The organism is Streptomyces candidus, assembly GCF_014207445.1.
Lineage (GTDB): Bacteria > Actinomycetota > Actinomycetes > Streptomycetales > Streptomycetaceae > Streptomyces > Streptomyces candidus.
Window position 1 is genome coordinate 130,748 of record NZ_JACHEM010000011.1, and the last position, 25,414, is coordinate 156,161.

The window sequence follows — 25,414 nt, forward strand, 5'->3', positions numbered from 1 at the left end:
GGTCCCGCTCAGCAGGGGCGGGTGCCCCCGTCGACCAGGGTGGACAGCAGCCCGCCGAGTACCTGGCGGTCCGCGGCGGACAATGGAGCCAGGATGTCCTCTGCGGCGTCGCGGCGCGCGTTGCGCAACGCGCGCAGGGTGGTGCGGCCGTCCTCGGTGAGTTCGATGCGCATCACACGGCGGTTGGCCGGATCGGGCACCCGGCGGACCCGTCCCTGCTCCTCCAGGGCGTCGACCAGGGTGGTGACCGCGCGGGGGACGACCTCCAGGCCGTGCGCCAGGTCGGCCATCCGGGGGGCCGGCCCGGGGTGCAGGGACAGGCGGGCGAGGACCCGCAGCAGCCGGGCCTGGCCCGGGGTGATGCCGATCGGCTCCATCTGGCGCTTCTGGCTGCGGTGCAGACGACGGGTGAGCCGCAGCAGCTGTTCGGCCAGGACTCCGTCGGCGGTGTCGGCCTCTGCGCGGGAATCCGGAAGGTTGCTCATGCCGGGAACAATAACAGGACCTTGTGCATTGTGAGTACAGGTAACAATGATCTAAGCTCTGGAAGCCGCGCTTCCCCCGACCTCTCCGAAGGAGCCCATGCACCCCGACCGAACCACGGACCAGTGGACGCCCCCGGCGCTCGAACCGGGGAAGAAACAGCCGCCCGCGGAGGTCCGCCGCATCCTGCGCCTGTTCCACCCCTACCGGGCCCGCCTCGCCCTGGTCGGACTGCTCGTCGGCGCCTCCTCGCTCGTCGGTGTCGCCTCGCCCTTCCTGCTGCGCGAGATCCTCGACGTGGCCATCCCGCAGGGCCGTACGGGCCTGCTGACGCTGCTCGCGCTCGGCATGATCGCCACCGCCGTCGTCACCAGCGTCTTCGGTGTCCTGCAGACCCTCATCTCCACCACCGTCGGCCAGCGCGTCATGCACGACCTGCGCACTGCCGTCTACACCCAGCTCCAGCGGATGCCGCTCGCCTTCTTCACCCGCACCCGCACCGGCGAGGTCCAGTCGCGGATAGCCAACGACATCGGCGGCATGCAGGCCACCGTCACCTCCACCGCGACGTCCCTGGTCTCCAACCTGACCGCCGTCGTCGCCACCGTCGTCGCCATGCTCGCACTCGACTGGCGGCTCACGGTGGTCTCGCTGCTGCTGCTGCCGGTCTTCGTGTGGATCAGCCGCCGGGTCGGCAACGAGCGCAAGAAGATCACCACACAGCGGCAGCGGCAGATGGCCGCCATGTCCGCCACCGTCACCGAGTCCCTCTCGGTCAGCGGCATCCTGCTGGGCCGCACCATGGGCCGCTCAGCATCGCTCACCAAGAACTTCGCCGAGGAGTCCGAGCGCCTCGTCGACCTCGAAGTACGGTCCAACATGGCGGGCCGCTGGCGGATGTCGACCATCGGCATCGTCATGGCTGCCATGCCCGCCGTGATCTACTGGGCGGCCGGCCTCACCATGAACGCCGGAGCCGCCGCGGTATCCCTCGGCACGCTCGTCGCCTTCGTCTCCCTCCAGCAGGGTCTGCTGCGCCCCGCCGTGAGCCTGCTGTCCACCGGTGTCCAGATGCAGACCTCGCTCGCCCTCTTCCAGCGGATCTTCGAGTACCTCGACCTCACCGTCGACATCGACGAACCCGACGAGCCGGTGCGCCTCACCGCTGCCAAGGGCGAAGTCCGCTTCGAGGGCGTCGACTTCAGCTACGAAGGGACGGCCGACCCGGCCCGGCAGGGCGTCAAGAACGGGTCCGGCGAACCGGGCGCCCCCACCCTCTCCGGCATCGACCTCACCGTCCCCGCGGGCACCAGCCTCGCGGTCGTCGGCGCGACCGGCTCAGGAAAGAGCACGCTGAGCTACCTGGTTCCCCGGCTGTACGACGTCACGGGCGGCTGTGTCACCCTCGACGGCGTCGACGTCCGGGACCTGGACTTCGACTCCCTCGCCCGCACGGTCGGCGTCGTCTCCCAGGAGACGTACCTCTTCCACGCCTCCGTCGCCGACAACCTGCGCTTCGCCAAGCCCGACGCCACCGACGACGAGCTGCGCGCGGCGGCCGAAGCCGCCCAGATCCACGACCACATCGCCTCGCTGCCCGACGGCTACGACACGCTCGTCGGCGAACGCGGCTACCGCTTCTCCGGTGGCGAGAAGCAGCGCCTCGCCCTCGCCCGCACCATCCTGCGGGACCCGCCCGTCCTCATCCTGGACGAGGCCACCAGCGCCCTGGACACCCGCACCGAGCACGCCGTGCAACAGGCCATCGACAGCCTGTCGGCCGGACGTACGACGATCACCATCGCCCACCGCCTCTCCACGGTCCGCGACGCCGACCAGATCGTGGTGCTGGACGCGGGCCGCGTCGCGGAGCGCGGCACGCACACCGAACTGCTCGCCCTGAACGGCCGGTACGCCGCGCTCGTGCGCCGGGACTCCGAACTCGCGCCGACGGCCGTGTCCTGAGCGTCGTGGGACACCGCACGCGGCAGCGCCGCCCCTCCCCTGGGACGGGGGAGGAACGGCGCCGCGCAGAGACCTCGGTCAGACCAGCCAGCCCAGGAAGTGGAAGGCGCCGGCGAGAAGGTCGGTGATGAGGTTCATGATCTTGGGTTCTCCTTGTGCCTGGTGCATCAACGTGCACGTGTGGGACCACCTGCACGTTCGGGACCGCGCATCCGAGGTCTGCAGCCCGTCGCTTGCGCACCTCAAGTCTCAGGTGTCGCAACGGGGTTGAGCAACGAAATCCGGTGCGATCACGCGTTCCAGCGAACACCCGATCCCGTGTTCGTCTGTTCGCGGAGCTGTGGCCGCCGATTTGCGGTACGGGCAACCGCCGCGCGGTACGGGAAACCGCACTCCCGGACGGTTAGCGTTTCCGCATGGTCGAGCCCTCGCAGTCATCGCCCCGGCAGAAGCGCCGCGTCCGCCGCGTTCTCCTGGTGTGCACCCTCCTCGCCCTGCTCGGGGCGGTAGTGGCGCTCCTGCTGCTGTGGCGGGAGGAGAAGAGTCCCCAGCCCAAGTCCCTCACCGTCCCCGAGGGGCGGCGTGCCTCGCAGGTGTACGACGCGATCGACAAGGCGCTCGGTGCTTCCTCCGGCACGGCGATGAAGGCCGCCGCCACGACGGAGCTGGCCCTGCCCGCCGCCTCCGAGGGCAACCCGGAGGGCTTCCTCTTCCCGGCGACGTATCCGGTGAAGGACACCACAACGGCGTCGAGCCTGCTCACCTACATGGTCAGGACCGCGAACGAGCGCTTCGGCACCGGCCCCGAGGTCCACCGTGACGTGGTCGTCGCGAGCATCGTCCAGGCGGAGGCCGACACCACGGCCGACATGGGCAAGGTCGCCCGGGTCATCGAGAACCGGCTGGCCCGGGGGATGCGCCTCCAGATGGACTCCACCCTCAACTACGCGCTGAACCGCAGCACCCTGGACACCACGAACGAGGACACCCGGCTGGACAGCCCGTACAACACGTACGCGCGCAAGGGTCTCCCGCCGACCCCCATCGGCAACCCCGGCCTGGACGCGATGCGGGCGGTCCGCAATCCGACGCCGGGGAACTGGCTGTATTTCGTGACGGTGAAGCCGGGGGACACCAGGTTCACGGACGACTACGAGGTCCAGAAACGGAACGTCAAGGAATTCAACGCGAACCGGCGGAGCGCGGGCGGATAGCCGGGGAGTCTGCCGGGGCGCGGGGTACGGGGCGCGCGGGGATCCGCTGGGCATGGGGTACTTCCCGGCCGCCGCCCGTGAGAGAGTCCGGGCGGCGTCAGCCGACGGTGCCGCAGGGACGGACCGTTCCCGCGCGTCAGGCGGGGGCCGCCGCCGTCGTCCGCGCCGCCGCACGTGCCTCCGTGGCCTCGGTACCCGCGCTCCGTCCCCTCGCCAGCACCCGCAGCACCTCCCGTACCGCGGTTCTCCCCGCCCGGTTCGCGCCGATCGTGCTGGCGGACGGGCCGTACCCCACCAGGTGGATGCGCGCGTCTTGTGTCACCCGCGTCCCGTCCAGCCGGATTCCCCCGCCGGGCTCCCGCAGCCGCAACGGCGCCAGGTGCTCGATCGCCGGCCGGAAGCCGGTCGCCCAGAGGATCACGTCCGCGGGCACCGGGGGCCGTCCGTCGTTCCAGGCCACTCCGTCCGGCGTGACCCGGTCGAACATCGGCAGTCTGTCCAGTACGCCGCTCTCCCGTGCCTCCCGGATCGCGTCGTTCACCGGCAGAGCCGTCACCGACACGACGCTCTCCGGCGGCAGCCCGCGCCGCACCCGTTCCTCCACCCGGGCGACGGCGGCGCGCCCCCAGTCCTCGGTGAACTCGCCCTCGCGGAAGACCGGTGGACGCCGTGTCACCCACGTCGTCTGCGCCGCGACCCGGGCGATCTCCATCAGGTGCTGGGTGCCGGACGCCCCACCGCCCACCACCACAACGCGTTGACCCGCGAACTCCTCGGGTCCCGGATAGTTCGCGGTGTGCAGTTGGCGTCCGCGGAAGGTCTCCTGCCCGGGGTAGCGGGGCCAGAACGGCCGGTCCCAGGTGCCGGTCGCGCTGATCAGTGCCCGCGCGTTCCACACCCTCTCCGACGTCTCGATCCGCAGTCGGCCCGCCTGGCCCTCCCGTACGGCGGACACCTCCACCGGCCGGTGCACGCGCAGGCCGAACGCGGCCTCGTAGGCGGTGAAGTACTCCCCGATGACCTCGGCGGAGGGCCGGTCGGGGTCGGCGCCCGTCAGCTCCATGCCGGGAAGCGCGTGCATGCCGTGCACTTTTCCGTACGTCAGCGACGGCCACCGGAACTGCCAGGCGCCGCCCGGCCGCGGGGCCCGGTCGAGCAGGACGAAGTCCCGGTCCGGAATCAGCCCCGACCTGCGCAGATGGTAGGCGGCGGAGAGCCCGGCCTGTCCTGCGCCGATGACGACGACGTCCACGTCCGTGCCGGGCGGCTTCCCCGCCGGGTTGTTGTTCATGGTTCTACTAACAGGGCGTGGCCCGTGGATCTTCCCGGAACGGTCCCGCGGTGCGCGAACATGGACATATGGCCGACACCTTCAGCACCCATGTCCTGAACGTCACGACCGGTTCGCGGGAGACCGTCACCGACCTCACCTCAGCCTGTGAAGACTTCCTCGCCCAAGCAGCCCGGGGCCGCGACGGACTCCTCAACATCTTCGTTCCGCACGCCACCGCGGGCGTCGCCGTCCTCGAAACCGGCGCGGGCAGCGACGACGACCTACTGGCCGCCCTCCGCACCCTGCTGCCCTCCGACGACCGCTGGCAGCACCGCCATGGAACCCCCGGCCACGGCCGCGACCACGTCCTGCCCGCCCTCGTCCCCCCGCACGCCACGCTGCCGGTCGTCGGGGGCCGTCTGGAACTGGGCACCTGGCAGTCGGTCTGCCTGGTCGACACCAACGTCGACAACCCGGAGCGGAAGGTCCGGCTGAGCTTCCTCGCCTGAACCGCCCCCGGAGCCCGGCTGCGCTCCCTCGGCCGAAGCGGGCGTGCCCGCCGGGACCCCTCACATGCGCAGGAGCTGTTCCGTGGCCTCCTGGTACTGGCGCAGGGCGCGGCGCAGGTCCTCCGTCGGCACGGTGTCCTCGCCGGGGGTTCCGGTCTTCTCGTTCTGCCAGACCGCGCGCAGTGTGCGGCGCTGCTCCGCGAGGATCTCCGTCACCCGGGTGACGGCCTCGTCGTGGACGCGGTCGATCTCCGACACGGCCTTGCCCGGTTCCGCGATGAAGAGGTTCAGGGCCTGCTGGAGCCGCGCCGTGAGGTCGTCCCGGTCGCCCTGCGGGAGCAGTACGGGGGTCTGGCCGCCGTCTGAGCGGGGAGGGGTGCCGGCTCGGGCGGTCGGGGTGCGCTGGGTGCGCTGCTGCACGGCGCCGGGAGGGCCGGACGGGGGCTGCTGGGCGCGCTGCTGGTCGTAGTGCATCAGATGTCGCCTTCCGTGGGTGGTGCGTGTCCGTCGGTGCGGTTCCGCGCCGTCCGGTGACGGAAAGGGGGAGCGGCGCAGGGGAGAAGCCGCCTCGCCGCCGGCCCCTCCGTGCGCGGAGGGAGCCTTCGCAGGGGTCTTGTTTCCACGGGGCCCGGGCGAAGCGGGAAAGCGGAATTGTCCGCCCGGTCCTTGGGGCCGTGCTGCTGACGCCGTGCCGCCAGTCAATGCCCGGCGTCCCCCGTTGTCAACGACCCCCGGCGGTACGAGGGGCTGCCGGTACGGGAACGCATCCCCGGGAGCCGGGAGTTGGCCGGTACGGCACCCGTCCTTGCCGTGCCGGCCGGCCCGCCGACGCAGCACAGCTACCGGGAGCGGCCCGGCAGCACTCGGCGGGGCCCGCGGACAGAACGCGATCCCAAAGCAGTCCTGACGGTTCCCATAAGGCAGCCTTATGACCTCATAGAGCGGACCCGGCTACTGACTTAGGGCTGCCTTAGTTTACGCTTCGGGTTGATTCATTTGCCGCCCCTCGAAGGGAACCTGAACATGCCTCGCCCCCTGCGGGTAGCAATTGTCGGCGCCGGTCCGGCCGGTATCTATGCTGCCGACGCGCTGCTGAAATCCGCGGTGGCGGCCGAGCCCGGCGTCTCCATCGACCTCTTCGAGCGGATGCCCGCCCCCTTCGGCCTGATCCGCTACGGGGTCGCCCCCGACCACCCGCGGATCAAGGGCATCATCACCGCCCTCCACCAGGTGCTCGACAAGCCGCAGGTCCGGCTCTTCGGCAACGTCGACTACCCGACGGACATCAGCCTCGACGACCTCCGCGCCTTCTACGACGCGGTCGTCTTCTCGACCGGCGCGACCGCCGACCGGGCGCTCGACATCCCCGGCATCGACCTCGACGGCTCGTACGGCGCGGCCGACTTCGTCTCCTGGTACGACGGTCACCCCGACGTGCCGCGCACCTGGCCGCTGGACGCGGAGAAGGTCGCCGTCCTCGGCGTCGGCAACGTCGCCCTCGACGTGGCCCGCATCCTCGCCAAGACGGCGGAGGAACTCCTGCCGACCGAGATCCCGCCGAACGTCCACGAGGGCCTCAAGGCGAACAAGGCCCTGGAGGTGCACGTCTTCGGGCGTCGCGGCCCCGCGCAGGCCAAGTTCAGCCCGATGGAGCTGCGCGAGCTCGACCACTCGCCGAACATCGAGGTCATCGTCGACCCCGAGGACATCGACTACGACGAGGGTTCGATCGCCACCCGGCGTGGCAACAAGCAGGCCGACATGGTCGCCAAGACCCTGGAGAACTGGGCGATCCGCGACGTCGGCGACCGCCCGCACAAGCTGTTCCTGCACTTCTTCGAGAACCCGACCGAGATCCTCGGCCACGACGGCAAGGTCGTCGGGCTGCGTACCGAACGCACCGCCCTCGACGGCACCGGCAACGTCAAGGGCACCGGCGAGTTCAAGGACTGGGACCTCGGCGCCGTCTACCGCGCGGTGGGCTACCTCTCCGACGAGCTGCCCAAGCTGCCCTGGGACGTCGCGTCGGGCACCGTTCCCGACGAGGGCGGCCGGGTCATCGAGGAGACCGGCGAGCACCTCCGGTCGACGTACGTCACGGGCTGGATCCGGCGCGGTCCGGTCGGCCTCATCGGTCACACCAAGGGCGATGCCAACGAGACCGTCGCCAACCTGCTCGACGACTTCCAGAACGGCCGTCTGCACGAGCCCGCCTCGCCCGCCCCGGAGAGCGTCGAAGCCTTCCTCGGCGAGCGGAACGTCCGCTTCACCACCTGGCAGGGCTGGTACAAGCTGGACGCCGCGGAGAAGGCGCTCGGTGAACCGCAGGGCCGCGCCCGGGTGAAGCTCGTCGAACGCGAGGACATGCTGCGGGAGAGCGGCGCCTGACCCCTGGCGGATGCGGTGTGCTGCGAAGGGGCCCGACGCGATCATGCGTCGGGCCCCTTCGCAGCACACCTCCGAGCCCTCCCCAGGCGGGCCGGTGGCGGTGCTGATGCGGCGTCATGAGGGCAGCATGAAAGGCCGGTTCCGGGGCCCGGGCGGGGAGGCTTGAGTCCGGGACCGGCCTTGCGGACCGGGCTGCGCCCCGGTCAGCGCCCGACGCGGATGCGGTGCGCCTGGTCCTGGCGCTCCGGGCCGACGGCCGACTTGTCCATGACGAACGCGGTGCCGCGCACGATCGTGACGTGGTTCGGGTTGGCACCGGTGGCCAGAGTCTCGACGACCGCGCCCTTGCGCGGGTCGACGACCGTGACGTGGCCGGCCGCCCGGTTGGCGACCAGAACGTTGCCCGAGCGCCGGTCGGCGGCGACGGACAGGGCGCCCGCGCCGGTCGGGACGGTCCTGGTGACGGCGCCCTTCCGCAGGTCGACGACGGAAAGCGCGCCCGCCGCCTGGTCCGCGGTGTACGCGGTGCGCCCGTCGGCGGACAGCGCGACCGAGATCGGGCCGTCACCGGTCGGGATGAGGCGCGGTTCCTTCGCGTACGGGGAGACCTCGACGATCCGGTCGCCGCCCAGGTCGGCGGCGTAGACGGTGCCGGTGCGCTCGTTGAGCGCGAGTCCGGCGGGCTGGGTGCCCGCGACGGTCACGCGCTTCTTCTCCTTGTAGGTACGGGTGTCGAAGGCGACCACGGTGCCGTCGCCGAAGCTGCTCGCCCAGGCCAGGTTCCGCCGCTCGTCGACCACGATCTCGCGGGCGTGCGCGACGCCGGGCAGGGTCGCCAGGTGCCGGCCGTCCCGCTGGCTGTAGACGGCCACGGTGTCGTTGCGGGTGTTCGTCGTCCAGACCGTGTTGTGCTCGTCGTCGACGGCGATGCCGTAGACCGCCTCGACGGCGCCCGTGGCGGCATCGGTGACCGGCGGGGTGTACGCCGCCTGCACCTGCAGCGTGCCCGGGTCGACCTTCAGCAGCGACGACCTGGTGACCGGCGGCCGGCCCACGGCGGACGTCGCCCACAGGACGCGGTTCCGCTCGGAGTACGCGGACTGGTAGAGCCCGGCGGTGAGTTGGGCGGAGGTGACCGTGGAGGAAGTGGCGGCGCGGGGGCCGGTGTGTGCGTGGGCCGGAGCGGTCCCGGTGAGGGTCAGGGCGCTGCCTGCGGCGACGGCGACGGCGACGGCGGTGGCCGCCGTGCGGCGGATGCGGCGGGTGAGTGTGGGCATGCCGGGTAGGCCTCCTGGACGGAAGTGCCTCCTGGGGGAGGCGGTCAGGATTCAACTTAGCTTAGGCTTGCCTAACTAAATGACGCTGCGGGTGTGGCGCCAGTCACATCAACGACAACTCCCGTTCCGAGGAGCCGAGTTGCCACGGCCGGTGGAGATGGTGCGCCGCCCGTCCCTCCCGCCGGCGCCCTCACAGTCCCAGCCAGGCGCACGCCCCGTCCGCCGTGAACTCGACCTGGCCGCCCGGGAACAGCAACTCCGCCGTGCCGAACGCCGGATCGTTCTCGCTGCCCCGTACGTACGGAATCGCCACGCACCGCATCCCCGCCGCAAAGGCGGCCGCCACCCCCGGTGCCGCGTCCTCGAAGACCACGCAGTGTCCGGGCTCCGCCGCGAGAGCGGCAGCGGCGGCGAGGAAGACGTCGGGGGCGGGCTTGCCCCGCGCAACCTCCTCGGCCGAGACGACGACCCGGCCCAGGTATGCGTCGAGCCCCGTTCCCGCCAGCACCGCCTCGATCGCCTCCCGCGACGAGCCGGACGCCACCGCCATCGCCACGTCGCCGGCGTGCAGCCGTTCCACCAGCTTGCGCATCTCGGGGAAGACCTCGGTGGAGGCGCGTGCCGACTCCAGGTAGAGCCGGTTGTTCTCGGCCAGCAACTCGTCGACGCCCGCGGCGATTCCGTACCTCCCCCGCAGGGCCTCCAGCGTCTCGCGGGTCCCGATCCCGATGAAGCGGGCGTGCTCCTCCCAGCCGAAGTCCGGTACGCCGTGCCGCGCGAGGAGCCTGCGCTCCGCCGCGTAGTAGTTCGGCTCGCTGTCCACCAGGGTGCCGTCGAGATCGAAGATGACCGAAAGGGGCCGCGGAGTGCTCATGGCTCCAGCATGGGTCACTCACCGGGCGCGCGCGGCCCTCCCCACCGCCTCCACGAGCGGCAGCATCCGATGCGGCACCCGCTCCCGCAGGGCCACCTCCGTCCGCGTCCTGACCACCCCCGGCACCTGGATCAGCCGCTGGATCACGTCCTCCAGATGCATGGCGTCCCGCGCCACCACCCGCGTCATCATGTCCCCGCCGCCGGTGATCGAGAACGCCTCCACGATTTCCGGCACCCGCGCCAGCGCCTCCCCGACCTCGTCCAGATGTCCTTGCGTCACCTCCACGTGGACGAACGCCAGCACCGGGTGCCCGAGCGCGGCGGGGGAGAGGGTGGGCCCCGTGCCGGTGATCACCCCGTCCCGCTCCAGCCGGTCCAGCCTGGCCTGGAGCGTGCCGCGCGCCACGCCCAGGAGCCGGGCGTACTCACGGACGCTTGTACGCGGCTGCTCGATCAGCAGTCGCAGAATGCGGGTGTCCAGCTCATCCACAGGCATGTGCCACCTCCATGGTCCGTTGGCTCCCTCCTGGCCCACCAGTACGCCGCGGCACTGGTCCATTGGCACAGTGTTCAAAGGTCGAGTTGAGCCAGTGTCCCACTTGATGCTTATCTCTCTCTACTGATGGCGCCGCACAGCGGCCGGACCGGCGACGACGCCGCACCGGACCAGCGGCGCCTTTTCCATGTGCTCTGCACGGGGAAACCACGGGCGAAGTCGACACGAGGGGGCGGGGCTGCCGCTGTGAAGAGGATCTTCCACGCACCGGATCCGGGCCTGATGCGCTTGCGCAGCGGGCTCCGGGCCGTTCTGGGCATCGGGCTGGCGGTGTCGCTCTCCGGCCTGGTCGGCCATTCGCTGGCCGCGGCGATCACGGCCGGGCTGGCCGCGCTGCTGGCGCTCTTCACGGTCACCGACTCCACCGTCCGCAAGCAGGCGGTCACCACCGCGCTGCTGCCCGTCGTCGGCTTCCCGGTCCTGGCGCTGGCGACGATGCTGCACGACTACTCGTGGCTGCGTGACGGAGCGTTCCTCGCCGTGGTGTGCGCGGGTGTCTACGCCAGGCGCTGGGGTCCGCGCGGACACGCCCTGGGAATCTTCGCGTTCATGTCCTTCTTCATGACGCAGTTCCTGCATGCCGTACCGGCTCAGCTGCCCGAGCTGTACGCGGCCGTCCTCCTCGCCCTGGCCGCTTCCTCGACGGTGCGGTTCGGATTCTGGTGCTACGAGAAGCGTGTACCCCCGCCGGTCGTTCCCGCCGCCGAACCCGCCCGCGGCCTGGCCCGGGTCACCACCCGGCAGGCTGTCCAGGCGACCGTGGCCTCCGCGTTCGCCCTTGGAGCGGGCCAGTTCCTGTCCGAGGAGCGCTGGTACTGGGCCGTCGGCACCGTCTGGTGGATCTTCGTGAACACCACCTCGCGCGGAGAGACCCTCGTCCGGGGCTTCCGCCGGGTGGCCGGCACGCTCACCGGCATCGCCATCGGCCTGGTCGTGGCGGTGGAACTGGACGGGGCGCCGGTGCCCACCGCCGTCCTGGTGGCGGTCTGCGTCTTCGGGATCTTCTACACCGCCGCAGTCTCGTACACCTGGATGATGCTCGCGGTGACCCTGATGGCCGGCCTGCTGTACGGGCTGCTCGGCGTCCTGGACCACGACCTCCTGGTCCTGCGCCTCGCGGAGACGGGGGTCGGCGCCCTCGGGGTGGCGCTGGCGGTGCTGATCGTGCTGCCCGTCTCCACCCATGCGACGACCCACGCGTGGGTCCATCGTGCCGTGCAGTGCGTGCACACCTGCACCGCCGACGCCGCGGCCCGGCTCGCGGGGGACCCCGTCGCGGACCCCGCCCGGAGCGTGGCCGAACTCGAACTCCTGCTGGGACGCGTCCGGCTCTCGCTCGCCCCGCTCGTCCACCCCCTGAGCCCGCTGCGCGGCAGGAAGGACCGGGCACGCCAGGTGCTGGCCCTGCTGGACGACTGCGTACGGGACGTACGTGCGCTCGCCCGGATCGCCGCGGACGCGGAAGCGTCCCACGACGCACGCCTCACCGCCGCGTGCTGGCGGGTGGAACGCGCGGTGGAAGCCCTGACGACCCCGGGGCGCACGTACGAGAAGGACGAGCCGGTCACCGGCGAGGAGCACGCCGCCGAGGTGACGGCCCTGGTCCACGTCCACGCGATCGTGCGCGCACTGGAACAACTGGCCGCGCCTCTGGGCGCGCGACCGGAATCCTCCTCGGCCGGGAACTGCTGACCCGACGGACGACGGGCACCCGGCCCCCCGACTGCGCAGGGCCCCGCGAGCGTCCGCACCCGGGTGCGCCGGGCCCCGTGCAGGCCCGGCGCCGCCTCGGACTCAGCCCGCCCAGGTCCAGTCGGCGACCTCGGGGAGATCCACCCCGTGTGCCCGGACCCAGGAGCGGTGGCGGGTACGGGTGTCCGCCATGGTCTGCCGGAGGGCGGCCGCCCGCACGGCGAGTCCCGGCACGCGGTCGATGACGTCCATGACGAGCCGGTAGCGGTCGAGGTCGTTGCGTACGACCATGTCGAAGGGCGTCGTCGTGCTGCCCGACTCCTTGTACCCGCGGACGTGCAGGTGCGGGTGGCCGGTGCGGCGGTAGGCCAGGCGATGCACCAGCCAGGGGTAGCCGTGGTACGCGAAGATCACCGGTTTGTCGGTGGTGAACAGGGCGTCGTACTCGGAATCCGGCATGCCGTGCGGGTGCTCCTCGTGCGGCAGCAGTCGCGTCATGTCGACCACGTTGACCACCCGGACGGCGAGTGTGGGCAGGTGGCGGCGCAGCAGCTGGGCCGCCACCAGGACTTCCAGGGTGGGCACGTCGCCCGCGCACGCGAGGACGACGTCCGGCTCGCCGGCCGGGCCCTCCGTACCCGCCCATTCCCAGACGCCCGCACCGCGCGCGCAGTGGGCACGGGCCTCGTCCAGCGAGAGCCAGTCGAAGCCGGGCTGCTTGCCCGCCACGACGACGTTGACGTAGTCCCGGCTGCGCAGGACGTGGTCGGCGACGGACAGCAGGGTGTTGGTGTCCGGCGGCAGGTAGACGCGGACCGCCTCGGGACTCTTGTTGAGGACGTGGTCCACGAAGCCGGGGTCCTGGTGGCTGAAACCGTTGTGGTCCTGCTGCCACACGTGCGACGTGAGGAGGTAGTTGAGGGACGGCACGGGGACCCGCCAGGACAGTGCGCGCGAGGTCTTCAGCCACTTGATGTGCTGGTTGACCATGGAGTCGACGATGTGCACGAACGCCTCGTAGCAGGAGAACAGGCCGTGCCTGCCGGTGAGGTGGTAGCCCTCCAGCCAGCCCTGGCAGGTGTGCTCGGAGAGGATCTCCATCACCCGGCCGTTCCCGGAGAGGTGCTCGTCGGTCGGCAGGACCCCCGCCTGCCAGGCCTTCGCGGTGGCGTCGAAGAGTGCGCCGAGCCGGTTGGAGTGCGTCTCGTCGGGGCCCACCACTCGGAAGTTCCTGGACTCGGCGGTGTCCCGCATGATCCTGGCGAGCAGCCCGCCGAGGACCCGGGTCGGTTCGTGCACGGACGCGCCCGGTTTGTCGACGGCGACGGCGAACTCCTCCAGCGGTGGCACCGGCAGGTCGCGGGTGAGCAGGCCGCCATTGGCGTGCGGGGTCGCGCCCAGACGACGGGTTCCCTCCGGCACGCAGGACAGGACCTGGGCAGTGGGACGGCCGTCCGCGTCGAAGAGCTCCTCGGGACGGTACGAGCGCAGCCACGCCTCCAACTGCCGCAGATGCTCCGGATTCTCGCGTACGGAGGACAGCGGTACCTGGTGCGAGCGCCAGGTGTTCTCCACCGGTTCGCCGTCGACGGTCGCGGGGCCGGTCCAGCCCTTGGGCGTACGGAGCACGATCATCGGCCACCGGGGGCGGTCCGGTGCGCCCCCTGCCGTACGGGCCGCCCGCTGAACGGCGGTGATGCGCTCCAGCGCCTGGTCCATGGCCGTGGCCATCGCGCGGTGGACGGTGGCCGGGTCGTCGCCCGTGACGTACAGCGGGTCGTGTCCGTAGCCCCTGAGCAGGGAGTCGAGTTCGGCCTCGGGGATGCGGGCGAGAACGGCCGGGTTGGCGATCTTGTAGCCGTTGAGGTGCAGGATCGGAAGGACGGCGCCGTCGTGGACGGGGTCGAGGAACTTGTTGGAGTGCCAGGACGCGGCGAGAGGTCCTGTCTCGGCCTCGCCGTCCCCGATCACGCAGGCGACCAACAGGTCCGGGTTGTCGAGGGCGGCGCCGTAGGCGTGGGAGAGGGAGTAGCCGAGCTCACCGCCCTCGTGGATCGAACCGGGCGTCTCGGGCGCCACGTGGCTGGGCACGCCGCCGGGGAACGAGAACTGCCGGAACAGCTTCGCCATGCCTTCCGCGTCCCGTGTGACGTCGGGGTAGATCTCGCTGTAGGTGCCCTCCAGCCAGGAGTTGGCGAGGACGGCCGGGCCGCCGTGACCGGGACCCCAGATGCACAGGGCGTCCCGTCCGTGCTGCGCGATGACGCGGTTGAGGTGGGTGTGGACGAGGTTGAGGCCGGGCGAGGTGCCCCAGTGGCCGAGCAGACGGGGCTTGATGTGCTCGGGGCGCAGCGGTTCGGTGAGGAGGGGGTTGTCCAGGAGGTAGATCTGGCCGACGGCCAGGTAGTTGGCGGCCCGCCAGTGGGCGTTCAGTTCGGCGAATTCGTCGCGTGCCACGTGTGCTTCTCCGTATCGGTGCAGAGGGTGCGCGGGCGTGCGTGCGCGAGGAGGAAGGGGCGCGGATGTGCTCAGGGCCGGGGGACGGCGGCTCCGGGACCGGCGCCGCGTGGTGCGCTGCGGGGGCGTACGGGGCCGGGCCGGGCCCCGGCCGGTCTCTCGCGGTGCCTCGTCCCGGCCGGGAGGCGCGTGGCGGGGGCGGCGTCCGCCGACGCGGACGGTACGGAACCTCGCGCCGCCCGGCCGCGTACGGTCACGGTGCTGGGGCCGGGACGGACGGCCGCCGCGGCCATGGGGCGCCCGGTCTGCTCCCGGCGGGTGTCGGAAGACGTCCGGGAACGCCCCGGGGCCCGCTGGGCGGGGCAGCGTCGCCACTCGTCGACGGCAGTCACTCCTCCACCGTGCACCAGAGCCTCGCGGAGTGCGAGCTTCCAGGGCCCGGCGGTTCCGGTCCGGGCCACGCGGGCGCCGGCCGTGCACCGAACTGCCGGCCGTTCGGCCGCGTGATTCTCCGATGCGGGGGGAAGCGAGCAGCATGCGCAACGATCTTCGGCGAGCCGCCGGGCCGATATCCGGACCCGGTGGCCCGCCCGCTGCCGGAGTCCCGTTGGCCTCAGCGTCCGGAACAACCGCTGCGGGCACGGCATCCGGGGCGGACGCGACGCCGCCCGGCACGCGGACGTACGACAACACCGGGCTGCGGCCCTTGTTTCCGCACCACGAGGACGCGCTGTTTGGCGTGCGGGGCGGGGCACAGTCCCGGCCGGGCGGATCGAGAACGCCCAAGCGGTTGGTCTAGACCGCCCTGCTACGGTCGCCGGGCACGGACACGGACAGGCAGGACAGGCACGGACAGGCGGAAAGGGACTGCACATGAGCGGTGACACGGCAGCAGAGAGCAGCACCGGACAGGGGCTCGACGAAGAGCCGCAGCGGGAGCGGACGAGGGCCTATATCGGCTCGTTCACCTCGGCCGGCGGGCGCGGCATCACGGCCGCGGCCGTCGATCCGGGGACCGGTGCGCTCACCGTGCTCGGCGCGACCGACGCCGTCGTCGACCCCTCGTACCTGGCACTCGCATCCGGCGGGCGGCTTCTCTACGCGGTGAGCGAGACGGACGCGGGCGCGGTCGCCGCGTTCGACACCTCGGACGCGGTGCCGCGGCTGCTGGGGGAGCCGGTGCAGGTCGGCGGCGCCTCGCCCACCCACCTCGCGCTCGCATCGGGGTACGCGGTCACCGCCAACTACGGCTCCGGCAGCGTCTCCGTACTGCCGCTGCACCCGCGGGACGGCAGCCCGCAGACGCTGTCCTGCGTGCTGGAACACCGGGGCGGCGGCCCCGACAAGGACCGGCAGGAGAGCCCGCACGCCCACCAGGTGCAGCCCGACCCCACCGGGCGCTGGGTGCTCAGTGTCGACCTCGGCAGCGACTCGGTCCGGATCTGCACGCTCATCGGCACCGGGGCCCTGAGCGTCCACGAGGAAACGGCGCTGCGCCCCGGCAGCGGCCCGCGCCACCTCGCCTTCCACCCGCGCGGCTCGCACGTGTACGTCGTGAACGAGTTGGCGCCGACTCTCACCGTGTGCGGCTGGGACGCCGTCACGGGAGCCCTCACGCCGCTGGACGAGGTCGCCCTGCTCCCGGAGGGCGCCCAGGGCCCCAGCTACGGCTCGGAGGCCGTCGTCGCTCCCGACGGACGCTTCCTGTGGGTCGCCAACCGCGGCCACGACAGCATCTCGGTGTTCACGCTCTCCCCGGACGGTGCGAGCGCCGTGCTGCGCACCACCGTGCCGTGCGGCGGGCACTGGCCGCGCGACCTCGCGCTGGACCCGACGGGCCGCCGCCTGTACGCGGCCAACGAGCGCTCGGGCGACGTCAGCTGGTTCGACGTGGACCCGGAGACCGGGGTTCCGCGCCTCACGGGCTCGGTGGCGGCACCGGCGGCGTCCTGCGTGGTCTTCGGCTGAGCTGTACGCGGCACGCAGACGGTTCCGTACGCGGAAGGGCCCGCACCCCGGTGATCCGGCGGGCGGGCCCTTCCGCGTGCGGGCGATCCCATGGTCAGTGGACCGGGGCGCCCTGCGCCTGCTGCGGCGTGAGCCCGAGCGCCGCCGCGTACTGCGACAGCACGAGCTTGCCGATCGCCGGGTACGCGCCGAGCGGCTCGGCGAACGCGCAGCCCGCCTCCTTCGCCGCGGTCTCCAGCAGGTCGGGGGCGACCTCCGGGCCGATCAGGTACGGCGCGAGCGCCAGGTTCGCCGAACCGGAACCGCGCAGCTGCTCGGCGATGGAGGCGATCGAGCCCTCCTCGTCGAGGGCGGCGGCCATCACCGGGACGGCGAGACGCGCGGCCAGCAGCATGCCGGTGATCCCGGCGGCCCGGACGGCCTCCTCGCCGCCGACGGTGGCCAGCACGATGCCGTCGGCCGCCGTGGTGACCGTGAACAGCCGGGCACGGTCCGCGCGCGACAGACCGGCCTCCGACAGACGCACGTGCAGTGCTTCGGCGAGCAACGGGTGCGGGCCCAGGACGTCGGTCAGTTCGGCGGCGGCGTGGCTGTCCACCAGTGCCTGCCGTATCCGGCGCATCGTGGAACCCTCGGGCCCGGCCAGCAACGGCACGACGACGGCGACCGGACCCGCCGGGGCCGCCACCTCGCGGCCGGCGGCCACGGCCAGCTCGTAACGGGCGGTGCGCTCGGCGGCGGTGTGCGCGAGCACGGCGTCCAGCGTCGGGTACTCGCCCTGGCCGTCACCGTCGAGGTAGCCGATGCGGGCGTCGAGTCCGGGCAGCTCGGAGCGGGCGATGCTGAGAAGTTCTTCCGCCAGGCTGCGCGTGACGGTGGACGGCTCGCCGGGAACGGCGAGAACAAGGGCGGGCGCACCCTCGGGAGCGGCCACGGGCTCCGGACGGCGGTGGCGTCCGGGCTGGCGGGGGCGTGGCATTCGTACAGGCAGGCCGGAAGCGGGCCCAGTGGGGGAGCTCATGGCGCCGCATGCTACTGGCTTTGCAGGTCCGGCTGTTCGGGGAGGGTGTATTCGAGAGGTATCTGTCCTGTTTTATCCGGTGAATGCCCTTCAAATCAACGGGCTTGACAACCCGATACGTGCAACATATGCGCATCGTCGGGAAATGCCAGAGTGTCCGAGGCGAGCGCGGCGGCGATCGACAGGGCCCCGGCCAGCGGATCCCCGGCGGCGGGCACCAGCCGGGCGTGCGGCACCTGCCGGGACACTTCCGCGCGAAGCGGGCCGAGCAGCGGTTCGCCCAGCTTCAGCAGTCCGCCGGTGAGGGCGACCAGGGCCTCGGTGCCGTCCGGCGGTGGACACGCCGCGAGCGCCGTCTGGGCGATGTGCCGGGCGGCCTCGCGCAGGATGCCGTCCGCCACCGGGTCCGCCGGGGCGCACGCGGCCACCTCGGGTGCGAACGAGGCGAGCACCGCAGGGCGGTCGGACCGCGGATAGAGCAGCCCCGGCAGTCCCGCCGCGGGTCCGAACACCGCCTCCAGCCTCTCCAGCAGCGCGGGCGAACCCCCGGGGCGGCCGTCGTGGGCGCGCAGAGCCGCCTCCAGCCCCGCCCTGCCGATCCACGCACCGCCGCCGCAGTCCCCGAGGAGATGGCCCCAGCCGTCCGCCCGCCGCCACGCCCGCAGATCCGTGCCCAGCGCGATCAGCCCGGTGCCCGCGGCGACCACCGCCCCGGCCCGCGGCCCCAGCGCGCCCGCATACGCGGTGACAGCGTCGGTGGCCAGCGCCAGGCGCCGTACCCCCAGGGCGTCGGCCAGCGCCCGCGGCAGCCTGGCCCGCAGACCAACGCCCAGCGTGGCCATCCCCGCGGCGCCCACGCACACGGCGACCGGAGCACCACCCCCGACCCGGCCCGTCAACTCGGCGGCGGCGGGCAGCAGCTGCTCCAGCAGATGCCCGGCGTCGATGCCGCCGGGACCGGTGCGCACCGGAGAAGTGGACACCACCGGGGAAGTCACCGGTGTACCACTGGTGGCACCGGCGAGACCGAAGCGGACCCCGGAACCGCCGGAGTCCACGCCCAGTACGTACTGCTCCAACGGCATGGACGGCTCCGGGGACGAGAAGAACGGAAGGCGAACGGGTCCGTACCCGCGGGACGGCGGCAGATTACCGCGGTCCCGCGGGGGAGGGGCGGGGCGGGACGGACTACGCCAGTAGAGTGACGCTCCGTGGCAGCGAAACCATTGAACGAAGTCGTAGAGCCCGGCTGGGCGCAAGCACTGGAGCCCGTGGCGGAACGGATCGCCGCGATGGGCGACTTCCTGCGCGCGGAGGTCGCGGCCGGCCGCACCTATCTCCCCTCCGGGGCGAATGTGCTGCGTGCCTTCCAGCAGCCCTTCGAGGACGTACGGGTCCTGATCGTGGGTCAGGACCCGTATCCGACACCGGGGATGGCCATCGGGCTCAGCTTCGCGGTGGCCCCCGAGGTGCGCCCCCTGCCGGGCAGCCTGGAGAACATCTTCCGGGAACTGCACGCCGACCTCGGCCTGCCCCGGCCCTCCAACGGTGACCTCACCCCGTGGACGCGACAGGGCGTACTGCTGCTCAACAGGGCGCTCACCACCGCCCCGCGCAAGCCCGCCGCCCACCGGGGCAAGGGCTGGGAGGAGGTGACCGAGCAGGCCATCCGGGCGCTGGTCGCGCGCCGCAAGCCGCTCGTCGCCGTGCTGTGGGGGAGGGACGCCCGCAACCTGCGGCCCGTCCTCGGCGACGTACCGGCGATCGAATCGGCACATCCCTCGCCCATGTCGGCCGACCGCGGCTTCTTCGGCTCCCGCCCCTTCAGCCGGATCAACGACCTGCTGGCCAGGCAAGGGGTCCAGCCCGTGGACTGGCGACTGCCTTAGCGCACAACCGGGGACCGGGTCCGGGCGTCCGCCGGGGCCCGGACCCCCGTGTGCTGTGCCCGCGCGGCAGGAAAACCGCCCGGCCGCCTCCGGTCCCCCTCAGCCGATCACCGCCGCCCGTACGCACAGCACGTCCGGCAGGTGCGAGGCGAGCTGCTGCCAGCTGTCGCCGTCGTCGGCGCTGGCGAACACCTCACCGTTGCGGTTGCCGAAGTACACCCCGGCCGCCGGGCCGGCGTCGTCCGTGCACAGCCCGTCGCGCAGCACCGTCCCGTAATGCTCCTCCTGCGGCAGTCCGGCCGTCAGCGGCTCCCAGCTCTTGCCCGCGTCCGAGGTCCGGTAGACCCGGCACCTGCGGTCAGCGGGCACCCGGTCGGAGTCCGCCGTGATGGGAAAGACGTAGGCCGTGTCCCCGCGGTGCGGGTGCGCCGCCACAGCGAAACCGAAGGTGGACGGCAGCCCTTCACCGATGTCCGTCCAGTTCGCGCCGGCGTCGTCGCTGCGGAAGACCCCCCAGTGGTTCTGCAGGTACAGCCGGTCGGGATCGGCGGAGTCCTGCGCGACCTTGTGCACGCACTGGCCGAACTCCGGGTCGGGGTCCGGCAAAAAGACCGCCGAGACCCCCTTGTTGGACGGCGCCCAGCTCGTCCCGCCGTCCTTCGTGCGGAACACCCCGGCCGTCGACACCGCCACCGTCACCGCGTCCGCGTCGCGCGGATCCGTGACGACGGTGTGCACGGCCTCGCCGCCCCCGCCAGGCTGCCACTGCGAGCGTGTCGGGTGCTCCCACAGCGGCCGTACGAGCGTGAAGGTCTCCCCCCGGTCCTCGGAGCGGTACAGCGCGGCGGGCTCCGTTCCCGCGTACACCACGCCCGGCGCGGCCGGCCCCGCCGGATGGAGCTGCCAGACCCGTTCCAGTGAAGCCCCGGTGTCCTTGGGGAACTTCACGGACGGTTTCTCCGGCTCGGTCCAGGTCGCCCCCAGGTCGTCGGAGTGGAACACCGACGGGCCCCAGTGCGCGCTGTCCCCGCCCACCAGCAGCCGGGGCGAGGACGCGCTCCGGTCGATCCCCACCGCGTACACGGCCTGCGCGTTGAAGTGCGGGCCGTCGAACTCCCACTCACCGCCGCCGCGCCTGCGGCCGAGAAAGAGTCCCTTGCGTGTGCCTACAGCGAGCAGTACGTCGGACATCGCCGACACCTCCCAGACCTCGTTGTCTCCAGGTATCGGCCAGTCTGCACCCCGGCACTGACAATGGCCCTGAGATGAGCTGTTCGCCCAGGTCAGGGCGGTAAGCCGGGACCGCTCCGGCGGCCCGTGCCCCGGCGGGGGCCTGCGTGGCCGAAGCGATCCCGACCGAATTCCTTGACAGGCCGGACCCCCTCGGAAACCATCCAGTCGGCACGACGATCACCGGCCGCCCGACGAGGAGAGTCACCATGACGTCCCCCACCACGGAACAGGTCACCGCCGCCTCCCCCCGGCCCGGCCTGTCCGGCTGAGGGGCGGGTGGACGGAACGGACGGACAACTCCCTTGGGAATAGCCGGAGTTCTGCTCCCCTTCGCCCTCGGCATCATCATGTTCGGCCTCGGACTGGGCCTCGTCCCGGCGGACTTCCGCCGGGTGCTGTCCCACCCGAAGGTCACCCTCGTCGCCCTGTCCTGCCAGGTCGTGCTCCTGCCGGTGATCTGCTTCGGCCTGGTGCTCGCCTTCGGGCTGCCGCCCGTCCTCGCCGTCGGCATGATGCTGCTCGTCGCCTCCCCGGGAGGCACCACGGCGAATCTCTTCAGCCACCTCTACGGCGGGGACGTAGCCCTCAATGTGACGCTCACCGCCGTCAATTCGATGATCTCCGTCGTCACCCTCCCCCTGGTCTTCAACCTCTCCGCGGCGCACTTCTTCGCCTCGGGGTCGGAGAACGCGGAACTCGGCCTCCAGTTCACCAAAACGCTCCAGGTGTTCGCGATCGTGCTGATCCCGGTGCTCGCCGGTATGTACGTCCGCTCCCGTGCACCGCAGTTCGCGCTGCGCACGGACCGGCCGGTGCGGATCTTCTCGGTGGTCGTGCTGGCGCTGATCATCGTCGGAGCCCTCGTCCAGGAACGCGAGAACCTCGCCGAGTACCTCGCCGCCACCGGCCCGGTCTCGCTCGCGCTGCTCGTCGTCAGCCTCGGCGTCGGATACTGGATCCCCCGCCTCCTGAGGGTCGGCCGACGACAGGCCATCGCCTGCTGCATGGAGGTCGGCCTGCACAACACCACCCTGGCCATCACCATCGCCCTGAGCATCGTCGGCAGCACCGAGATGGCCGTTCCTGGAGCGACGTACGGGGTGCTGATGTACTTCGCCGCCGCAGGGGCTGGCTGGCTGCTGCGCCGCGGCCACGCGCGTACCACGAGCCCCGCCACCACCACCGGGAGCGAGAACGCATGACCCGGTTGGCCGGCCGAGGCATCGCCGACATCACCGGGGAGGCCGCCGAGTGCGGCATGCTCGGCTACGGCAAGGCCGAGCAGCAGACCACCGGCATCCACACCCGCCTGCACGCCCGTGCCTTCGCCTTTGCTCAGGACACCGCGGAGGACGACCGCCGCGTGCTGCTGGTGGTCTGCGACCTGCCGCTGATCTCCGGCGGTCTCGTCGCGGAGGTCCTGCGCCGCCTCCCCGACGGCTGGACCGAGTCCAACGTCATGATCACCGCGACGCACACCCACTGCGGCCCCGGCGGCTACTTCCACCACGCGCTCTACAACAGCAACACCGGCGGCTTCCGCCCGCAGACGTACGCGGCCATAGTCGACGGCATCACCGAGGCCGCCCTCGCCGCCCTCGCAGACCTGGCCCCCGCCGAACTCGCCCTTGCCCACGGCGAACTGCACGACGTCAGCGCCAACCGCTCCCGCCGCGCCTTCGACCGCAACCCCGAACGGGACCGCGCGCACTTCCCCGCGGCGGTCGACCCGCACACCACCCTGCTGAGCATCCACCGGGACGGCCGGCTGACCGGTGCCGTGCACTGGTTCCCCGTGCACAACACCAGCATGACCAACACCAACACCCTCATCAGCAGCGACAACAAGGGGTACGCCGCCTACACCTGGGAGCGCCTGGAGGGCGGCACCGACTACCTGGACCCCGAACCCCCCTCCCTCGTCACCGCGTTCGCGCAGACCAACGCCGGCGACATGTCCCCGAACCTCAACCTGCGCCCCGGCAGCGGCCCCACCGAGAACGAGTACGAGAACACCCGCCTCGCCGGCACCCGCCAGCAGCAGTCGGCCGGCGCGCTCCTCGCCGCCGCCACCCCGCTCACCGGCCCCCTCGACCACCGCATCACCCATCTGTGCCTCTCCCGTACCGAGGTGCGCCCCGAGTTCACCGGCGACGGCCGCGCCCACCGCACCGGCACGCCCGTCGGCGGGGCCGCGGCCCTCGCCGGTGCCTGGGCCGACGGCAAGGGTTTCCGAGGCTTCCGCGAAGGCCGCAACCCCCTCTGGGACACCCTTTCCCAGCGCGTCGTCTACGCCCTCTCGCCGGCCCTGCGCGACGCCCACGCACCCAAGGCGCTGGTCCTCCCCGCGGGCCCGCTCAACACCCTGCGCCCCATGGTCCAGGAGCGCGTGCCCGTCCAGCTCCTGCGCATCGGCCGCCTGCACCTCCTCGGCATCCCCGGCGAGGTCACCGTCGTCGCCGGCCTGCGACTGCGCCGTACCGTCGCGGACATCATCGGCGCGGACCTTGGCGACGTACTCGTCGCGAGCTACAGCAACGGCTACTTCCACTACGTCACCACGCCCGAGGAGTACGACGCCCAGGAGTACGAGGGCGGCAGCACCCTCTTCGGCCGGTGGCAGCTGGCCGCGCTGTGCCAGACCGCCGCCGACCTCGCCACCGCCCTGCGCGACGGCCGCCCCGTCCGCCGCGGCGTCCCCGAACCGCTGCCCGCCGTGCGCCCCCGGCGGCACACCCCGCCCACCGACACCCCGCCCCCGGGCCGGGCCTTCGGCGACGTGCTCTCCTTCGCGCGCATCGGCGACAAGGTCACCGCCGCCTTCGTCGCCGCCCACCCGAACAACGACCTGAAGCGCGGCGCGACCCACCTCTCCGTCGAACGCCGCGGGACCGGGACCACCGGGACCGGCGGGACCTGGACCCGCGTAGCCGACGACAACGACTGGTCCACCACCTTCCGCTGGGCCCGCACCGGCCCGAGCACCTCGACGGCCACCGTGACGTGGACCCTTCCGAAGGACACCGCACCAGGTGTGCACCGGATCCGGTACCACGGTCGCAGCACCGTGACGGGTCCCTTCACGGGGACGACCGAGCCCTTCGACGTACCGTGAGGGGCCTGGGGGCTCCGCCGTCCCGCTCCCAGTGCGGCACTTGGCCCGCGAACGCCCGGACGGCAGGACTCAGACCCGGCCGTCCCCTGCCGCGTCCAGCAGCCCCGCCCAGTCCGCGATCTTCACCGACCGGCGTCCCAGCGAAGCACCGAGCGCCGTCTCCGCCGCCTCGATCGCCAGCCAGCCCGGCCACTGAACAGGGCGCAGCCCCGACTGCCGCAGTACGTCCAGAGGTTCGCCCGCCACCTCCCGCCGCGCCAGCGCACCGGCGTCCGCCAGCAGGGACGCCACCGTCTCCTTCGCGCACGGCCGGTTCGTGCCGATCACCCCTGTGGGCCCGCGCTTGATCCACCCGGCGACGTACTCGCCGTGCGACGGGCGGCCGTCCCGCAGCACCCGCCCGCCCGCGTGCGGCACCGTACCGCGCGCAGGGTCGAACGGCAGCCCGGGGACGGGGGTCCCCCGATAGCCGACCGAGCGCAGCACCAACTGCGCCTCGATGTCCTCGTACGAGCCCGTCCCGCGCACCCCGCCGGCCCCGTCCGGCACCGTCCGCTCGAACCGTACGGCCGCCACCCGCCCCGCCTCGGCGAGCAGTTCCACCGGACGCAGATGGAAGCGCAGCCGGATCACCCGGCCCCGTGCGGACGGTGGCGCCGAGGCCCAGCCGCGCACCACCTCCACGTTGCGGCGCAGGGCCGTCGGCAGCTCCGACGGGTCCTCGTACGCCGGATCCAGCGCCAGTTCGGCGGGGTCGACCGAAACCCGGGCGTCCGGCAGGGAACCCAGTTCCCGCAGCTCCTTGGTGGTGAACTTGGCCTGCGAGGGGCCGCGCCGCCCCACCATGTGCACCTCGCGCAGCGTGGACCCCGACAGGAGGTCCAGCGCACCCTGCGGTACGTCCGTGGGGAGCAGCTCGGCGGCCCCGCGTGCCAGGATCCGCGCCACGTCGACCGCCACGTTGCCGACGCCGATCACCACCGCCGACCGCACGCCCAGCGCGAAGCCGTCGGGAGCGGCATCGGGGTGGGCGCTGTACCAGGACACGAACTCGGTGGCGGAGAAGCTGCCCGGCAGGTCCTCGCCGGGGACACCCAGTCTGCGGTCGGCCGCCGCGCCGGTGCAGTAGACCACCGCGTGGTAGAGCTCCAGGAGGCGCCGGGCGGGCAGTTCCGGAGTCCCCGCCTCGACATTGCCGACGAAGGCGACCCGCTCGTGCTCCAGCACCGTACGCAGCGTGCCCTGGAGGGACTTGATCTTCTCGTGGTCCGGCGCGACGCCGTACCGGACAAGTCCGTACGGGCAGGGCAGCCGGTCCAGGACGTGTACGCGGACATCGGGCACGGCGGTCTGCTGAACGAGGGCCTGGGCCGTGTAGACCCCGCTGGGGCCCGACCCGACGACTGCGACGCGGAACACGGCTCAGCTCCCTCCCACGGGGTCCCTCCAGCATCGCACCGGAGAGCGGGCAGCGGCAGGGGGCTGCGTGCACCGAAGC

General features: G+C 72.2%; 20 protein-coding genes. 9 read left to right on the plus strand and 11 right to left on the minus strand.

Features of this window, described 5'->3' with window-relative positions:
• Positions 1-8: 8 nt before the first annotated feature.
• Positions 9-485 carry a MarR family winged helix-turn-helix transcriptional regulator gene (locus HNQ79_RS21295; RefSeq protein ID WP_185033455.1) on the minus strand — a complete coding sequence of 159 codons (477 nt, stop codon included), beginning with the start codon at positions 483-485 and terminating at the stop codon, positions 9-11.
• A gap of 97 nt (positions 486-582) precedes the next feature.
• On the opposite strand from HNQ79_RS21295, the gene HNQ79_RS21300 reads away from it, so the two are divergent.
• Together HNQ79_RS21300 and mltG are read left to right on the plus strand one after the other, a co-directional pair.
• Positions 583-2,448 (plus strand): ABC transporter ATP-binding protein, encoded by a 1,866-nt coding sequence (locus tag HNQ79_RS21300; protein WP_185033456.1) that lies wholly within the window; start codon positions 583-585, stop codon positions 2,446-2,448.
• Between the two features lie 416 nt (positions 2,449-2,864).
• A complete protein-coding gene (mltG, locus tag HNQ79_RS21305) occupies positions 2,865-3,662 on the plus strand; it encodes an endolytic transglycosylase MltG (protein ID WP_185033458.1) in 798 nt (265 codons plus the stop codon).
• A 136-nt stretch (positions 3,663-3,798) separates the two neighbouring features.
• On the opposite strand, the gene HNQ79_RS21310 is transcribed toward mltG, so the two are convergent.
• Positions 3,799-4,953 (minus strand): FAD-dependent oxidoreductase, encoded by a 1,155-nt coding sequence (locus tag HNQ79_RS21310; RefSeq protein ID WP_185033460.1) that lies wholly within the window; start codon positions 4,951-4,953, stop codon positions 3,799-3,801.
• Positions 4,954-5,021: 68 nt separating this feature from the next.
• Here HNQ79_RS21310 and HNQ79_RS21315 point away from each other — a divergent pair, with 68 nt between their 5' ends.
• Positions 5,022-5,444 (plus strand): secondary thiamine-phosphate synthase enzyme YjbQ, encoded by a 423-nt coding sequence (locus HNQ79_RS21315; protein WP_185033462.1) that lies wholly within the window; start codon positions 5,022-5,024, stop codon positions 5,442-5,444.
• A gap of 60 nt (positions 5,445-5,504) precedes the next feature.
• On the opposite strand, the gene HNQ79_RS21320 is transcribed toward HNQ79_RS21315, so the two are convergent.
• Positions 5,505-5,918, minus strand: coding sequence for a hypothetical protein (locus tag HNQ79_RS21320; protein ID WP_185033464.1), 414 nt, complete (start codon positions 5,916-5,918; stop codon positions 5,505-5,507).
• Positions 5,919-6,467: 549 nt separating this feature from the next.
• Between HNQ79_RS21320 and HNQ79_RS21325 the strand changes: the two genes are divergently transcribed.
• Positions 6,468-7,832, plus strand: a complete 1,365-nt coding sequence (locus HNQ79_RS21325; protein ID WP_185033466.1) for an FAD-dependent oxidoreductase — start codon at positions 6,468-6,470, stop codon at positions 7,830-7,832.
• Positions 7,833-8,035: 203 nt separating this feature from the next.
• Here HNQ79_RS21325 and HNQ79_RS21330 read toward each other — a convergent pair whose 3' ends face one another.
• From HNQ79_RS21330 to HNQ79_RS21340, 3 genes are all read right to left on the minus strand, one after another.
• Positions 8,036-9,109, minus strand: a complete 1,074-nt coding sequence (locus tag HNQ79_RS21330; protein WP_185033468.1) for a YncE family protein — start codon at positions 9,107-9,109, stop codon at positions 8,036-8,038.
• A gap of 190 nt (positions 9,110-9,299) precedes the next feature.
• Positions 9,300-9,983, minus strand: a complete 684-nt coding sequence (locus HNQ79_RS21335) for an HAD family hydrolase (protein ID WP_185033469.1) — start codon at positions 9,981-9,983, stop codon at positions 9,300-9,302.
• A gap of 18 nt (positions 9,984-10,001) precedes the next feature.
• Positions 10,002-10,481, minus strand: a complete 480-nt coding sequence (locus HNQ79_RS21340; protein WP_185033471.1) for an Lrp/AsnC family transcriptional regulator — start codon at positions 10,479-10,481, stop codon at positions 10,002-10,004.
• 282 nt (positions 10,482-10,763) lie between these two features.
• Between HNQ79_RS21340 and HNQ79_RS21345 the strand changes: the two genes are divergently transcribed.
• Entirely contained in the window at positions 10,764-12,233 is a 1,470-nt protein-coding gene (locus tag HNQ79_RS21345; protein WP_229923603.1) for an FUSC family protein, read from the plus strand.
• A 102-nt stretch (positions 12,234-12,335) separates the two neighbouring features.
• On the opposite strand, the gene HNQ79_RS21350 is transcribed toward HNQ79_RS21345, so the two are convergent.
• Positions 12,336-14,690, minus strand: a complete 2,355-nt coding sequence (locus HNQ79_RS21350) for a phosphoketolase family protein (RefSeq protein ID WP_268253572.1) — start codon at positions 14,688-14,690, stop codon at positions 12,336-12,338.
• Positions 14,691-15,563: 873 nt separating this feature from the next.
• Here HNQ79_RS21350 and HNQ79_RS21355 point away from each other — a divergent pair.
• Positions 15,564-16,658 carry a lactonase family protein gene (locus HNQ79_RS21355; RefSeq protein ID WP_185033475.1) on the plus strand — a complete coding sequence of 365 codons (1,095 nt, stop codon included), beginning with the start codon at positions 15,564-15,566 and terminating at the stop codon, positions 16,656-16,658.
• Between the two features lie 94 nt (positions 16,659-16,752).
• On the opposite strand, the gene HNQ79_RS21360 is transcribed toward HNQ79_RS21355, so the two are convergent.
• Positions 16,753-17,679 (minus strand): sirohydrochlorin chelatase, encoded by a 927-nt coding sequence (locus HNQ79_RS21360; protein ID WP_185033477.1) that lies wholly within the window; start codon positions 17,677-17,679, stop codon positions 16,753-16,755.
• Positions 17,680-17,774: 95 nt separating this feature from the next.
• Positions 17,775-18,764, minus strand: coding sequence for an N-acetylglucosamine kinase (locus HNQ79_RS21365; protein WP_185033479.1), 990 nt, complete (start codon positions 18,762-18,764; stop codon positions 17,775-17,777).
• A gap of 126 nt (positions 18,765-18,890) precedes the next feature.
• On the opposite strand from HNQ79_RS21365, the gene HNQ79_RS21370 reads away from it, so the two are divergent.
• Positions 18,891-19,568, plus strand: a complete 678-nt coding sequence (locus tag HNQ79_RS21370) for a uracil-DNA glycosylase (RefSeq protein ID WP_185033481.1) — start codon at positions 18,891-18,893, stop codon at positions 19,566-19,568.
• Between the two features lie 99 nt (positions 19,569-19,667).
• Here the strand turns inward: HNQ79_RS21370 and HNQ79_RS21375 are convergent, their stop codons facing one another.
• The gene (locus HNQ79_RS21375) at positions 19,668-20,759 is read right to left on the minus strand and encodes a WD40/YVTN/BNR-like repeat-containing protein (protein ID WP_185033483.1); all 1,092 of its coding nucleotides are present in this window, start codon (positions 20,757-20,759) and stop codon (positions 19,668-19,670) included.
• A gap of 344 nt (positions 20,760-21,103) precedes the next feature.
• Between HNQ79_RS21375 and HNQ79_RS21380 the strand changes: the two genes are divergently transcribed.
• Together HNQ79_RS21380 and HNQ79_RS21385 are read left to right on the plus strand one after the other, a co-directional pair.
• On the plus strand, positions 21,104-22,003 hold the full coding sequence (locus HNQ79_RS21380) for a bile acid:sodium symporter family protein (protein ID WP_185033485.1): 900 nt from the start codon (positions 21,104-21,106) through the stop codon (positions 22,001-22,003).
• Positions 22,000-23,916 carry a neutral/alkaline non-lysosomal ceramidase N-terminal domain-containing protein gene (locus HNQ79_RS21385; RefSeq protein WP_185033487.1) on the plus strand — a complete coding sequence of 639 codons (1,917 nt, stop codon included), beginning with the start codon at positions 22,000-22,002 and terminating at the stop codon, positions 23,914-23,916. Before HNQ79_RS21380 ends, HNQ79_RS21385 begins: the two co-directional genes overlap by 4 nt.
• A 69-nt stretch (positions 23,917-23,985) precedes the next feature.
• On the opposite strand, the gene HNQ79_RS21390 is transcribed toward HNQ79_RS21385, so the two are convergent.
• On the minus strand, positions 23,986-25,335 hold the full coding sequence (locus tag HNQ79_RS21390) for an FAD-dependent oxidoreductase (protein ID WP_185033489.1): 1,350 nt from the start codon (positions 25,333-25,335) through the stop codon (positions 23,986-23,988).
• Positions 25,336-25,414 lie beyond the last annotated feature (79 nt).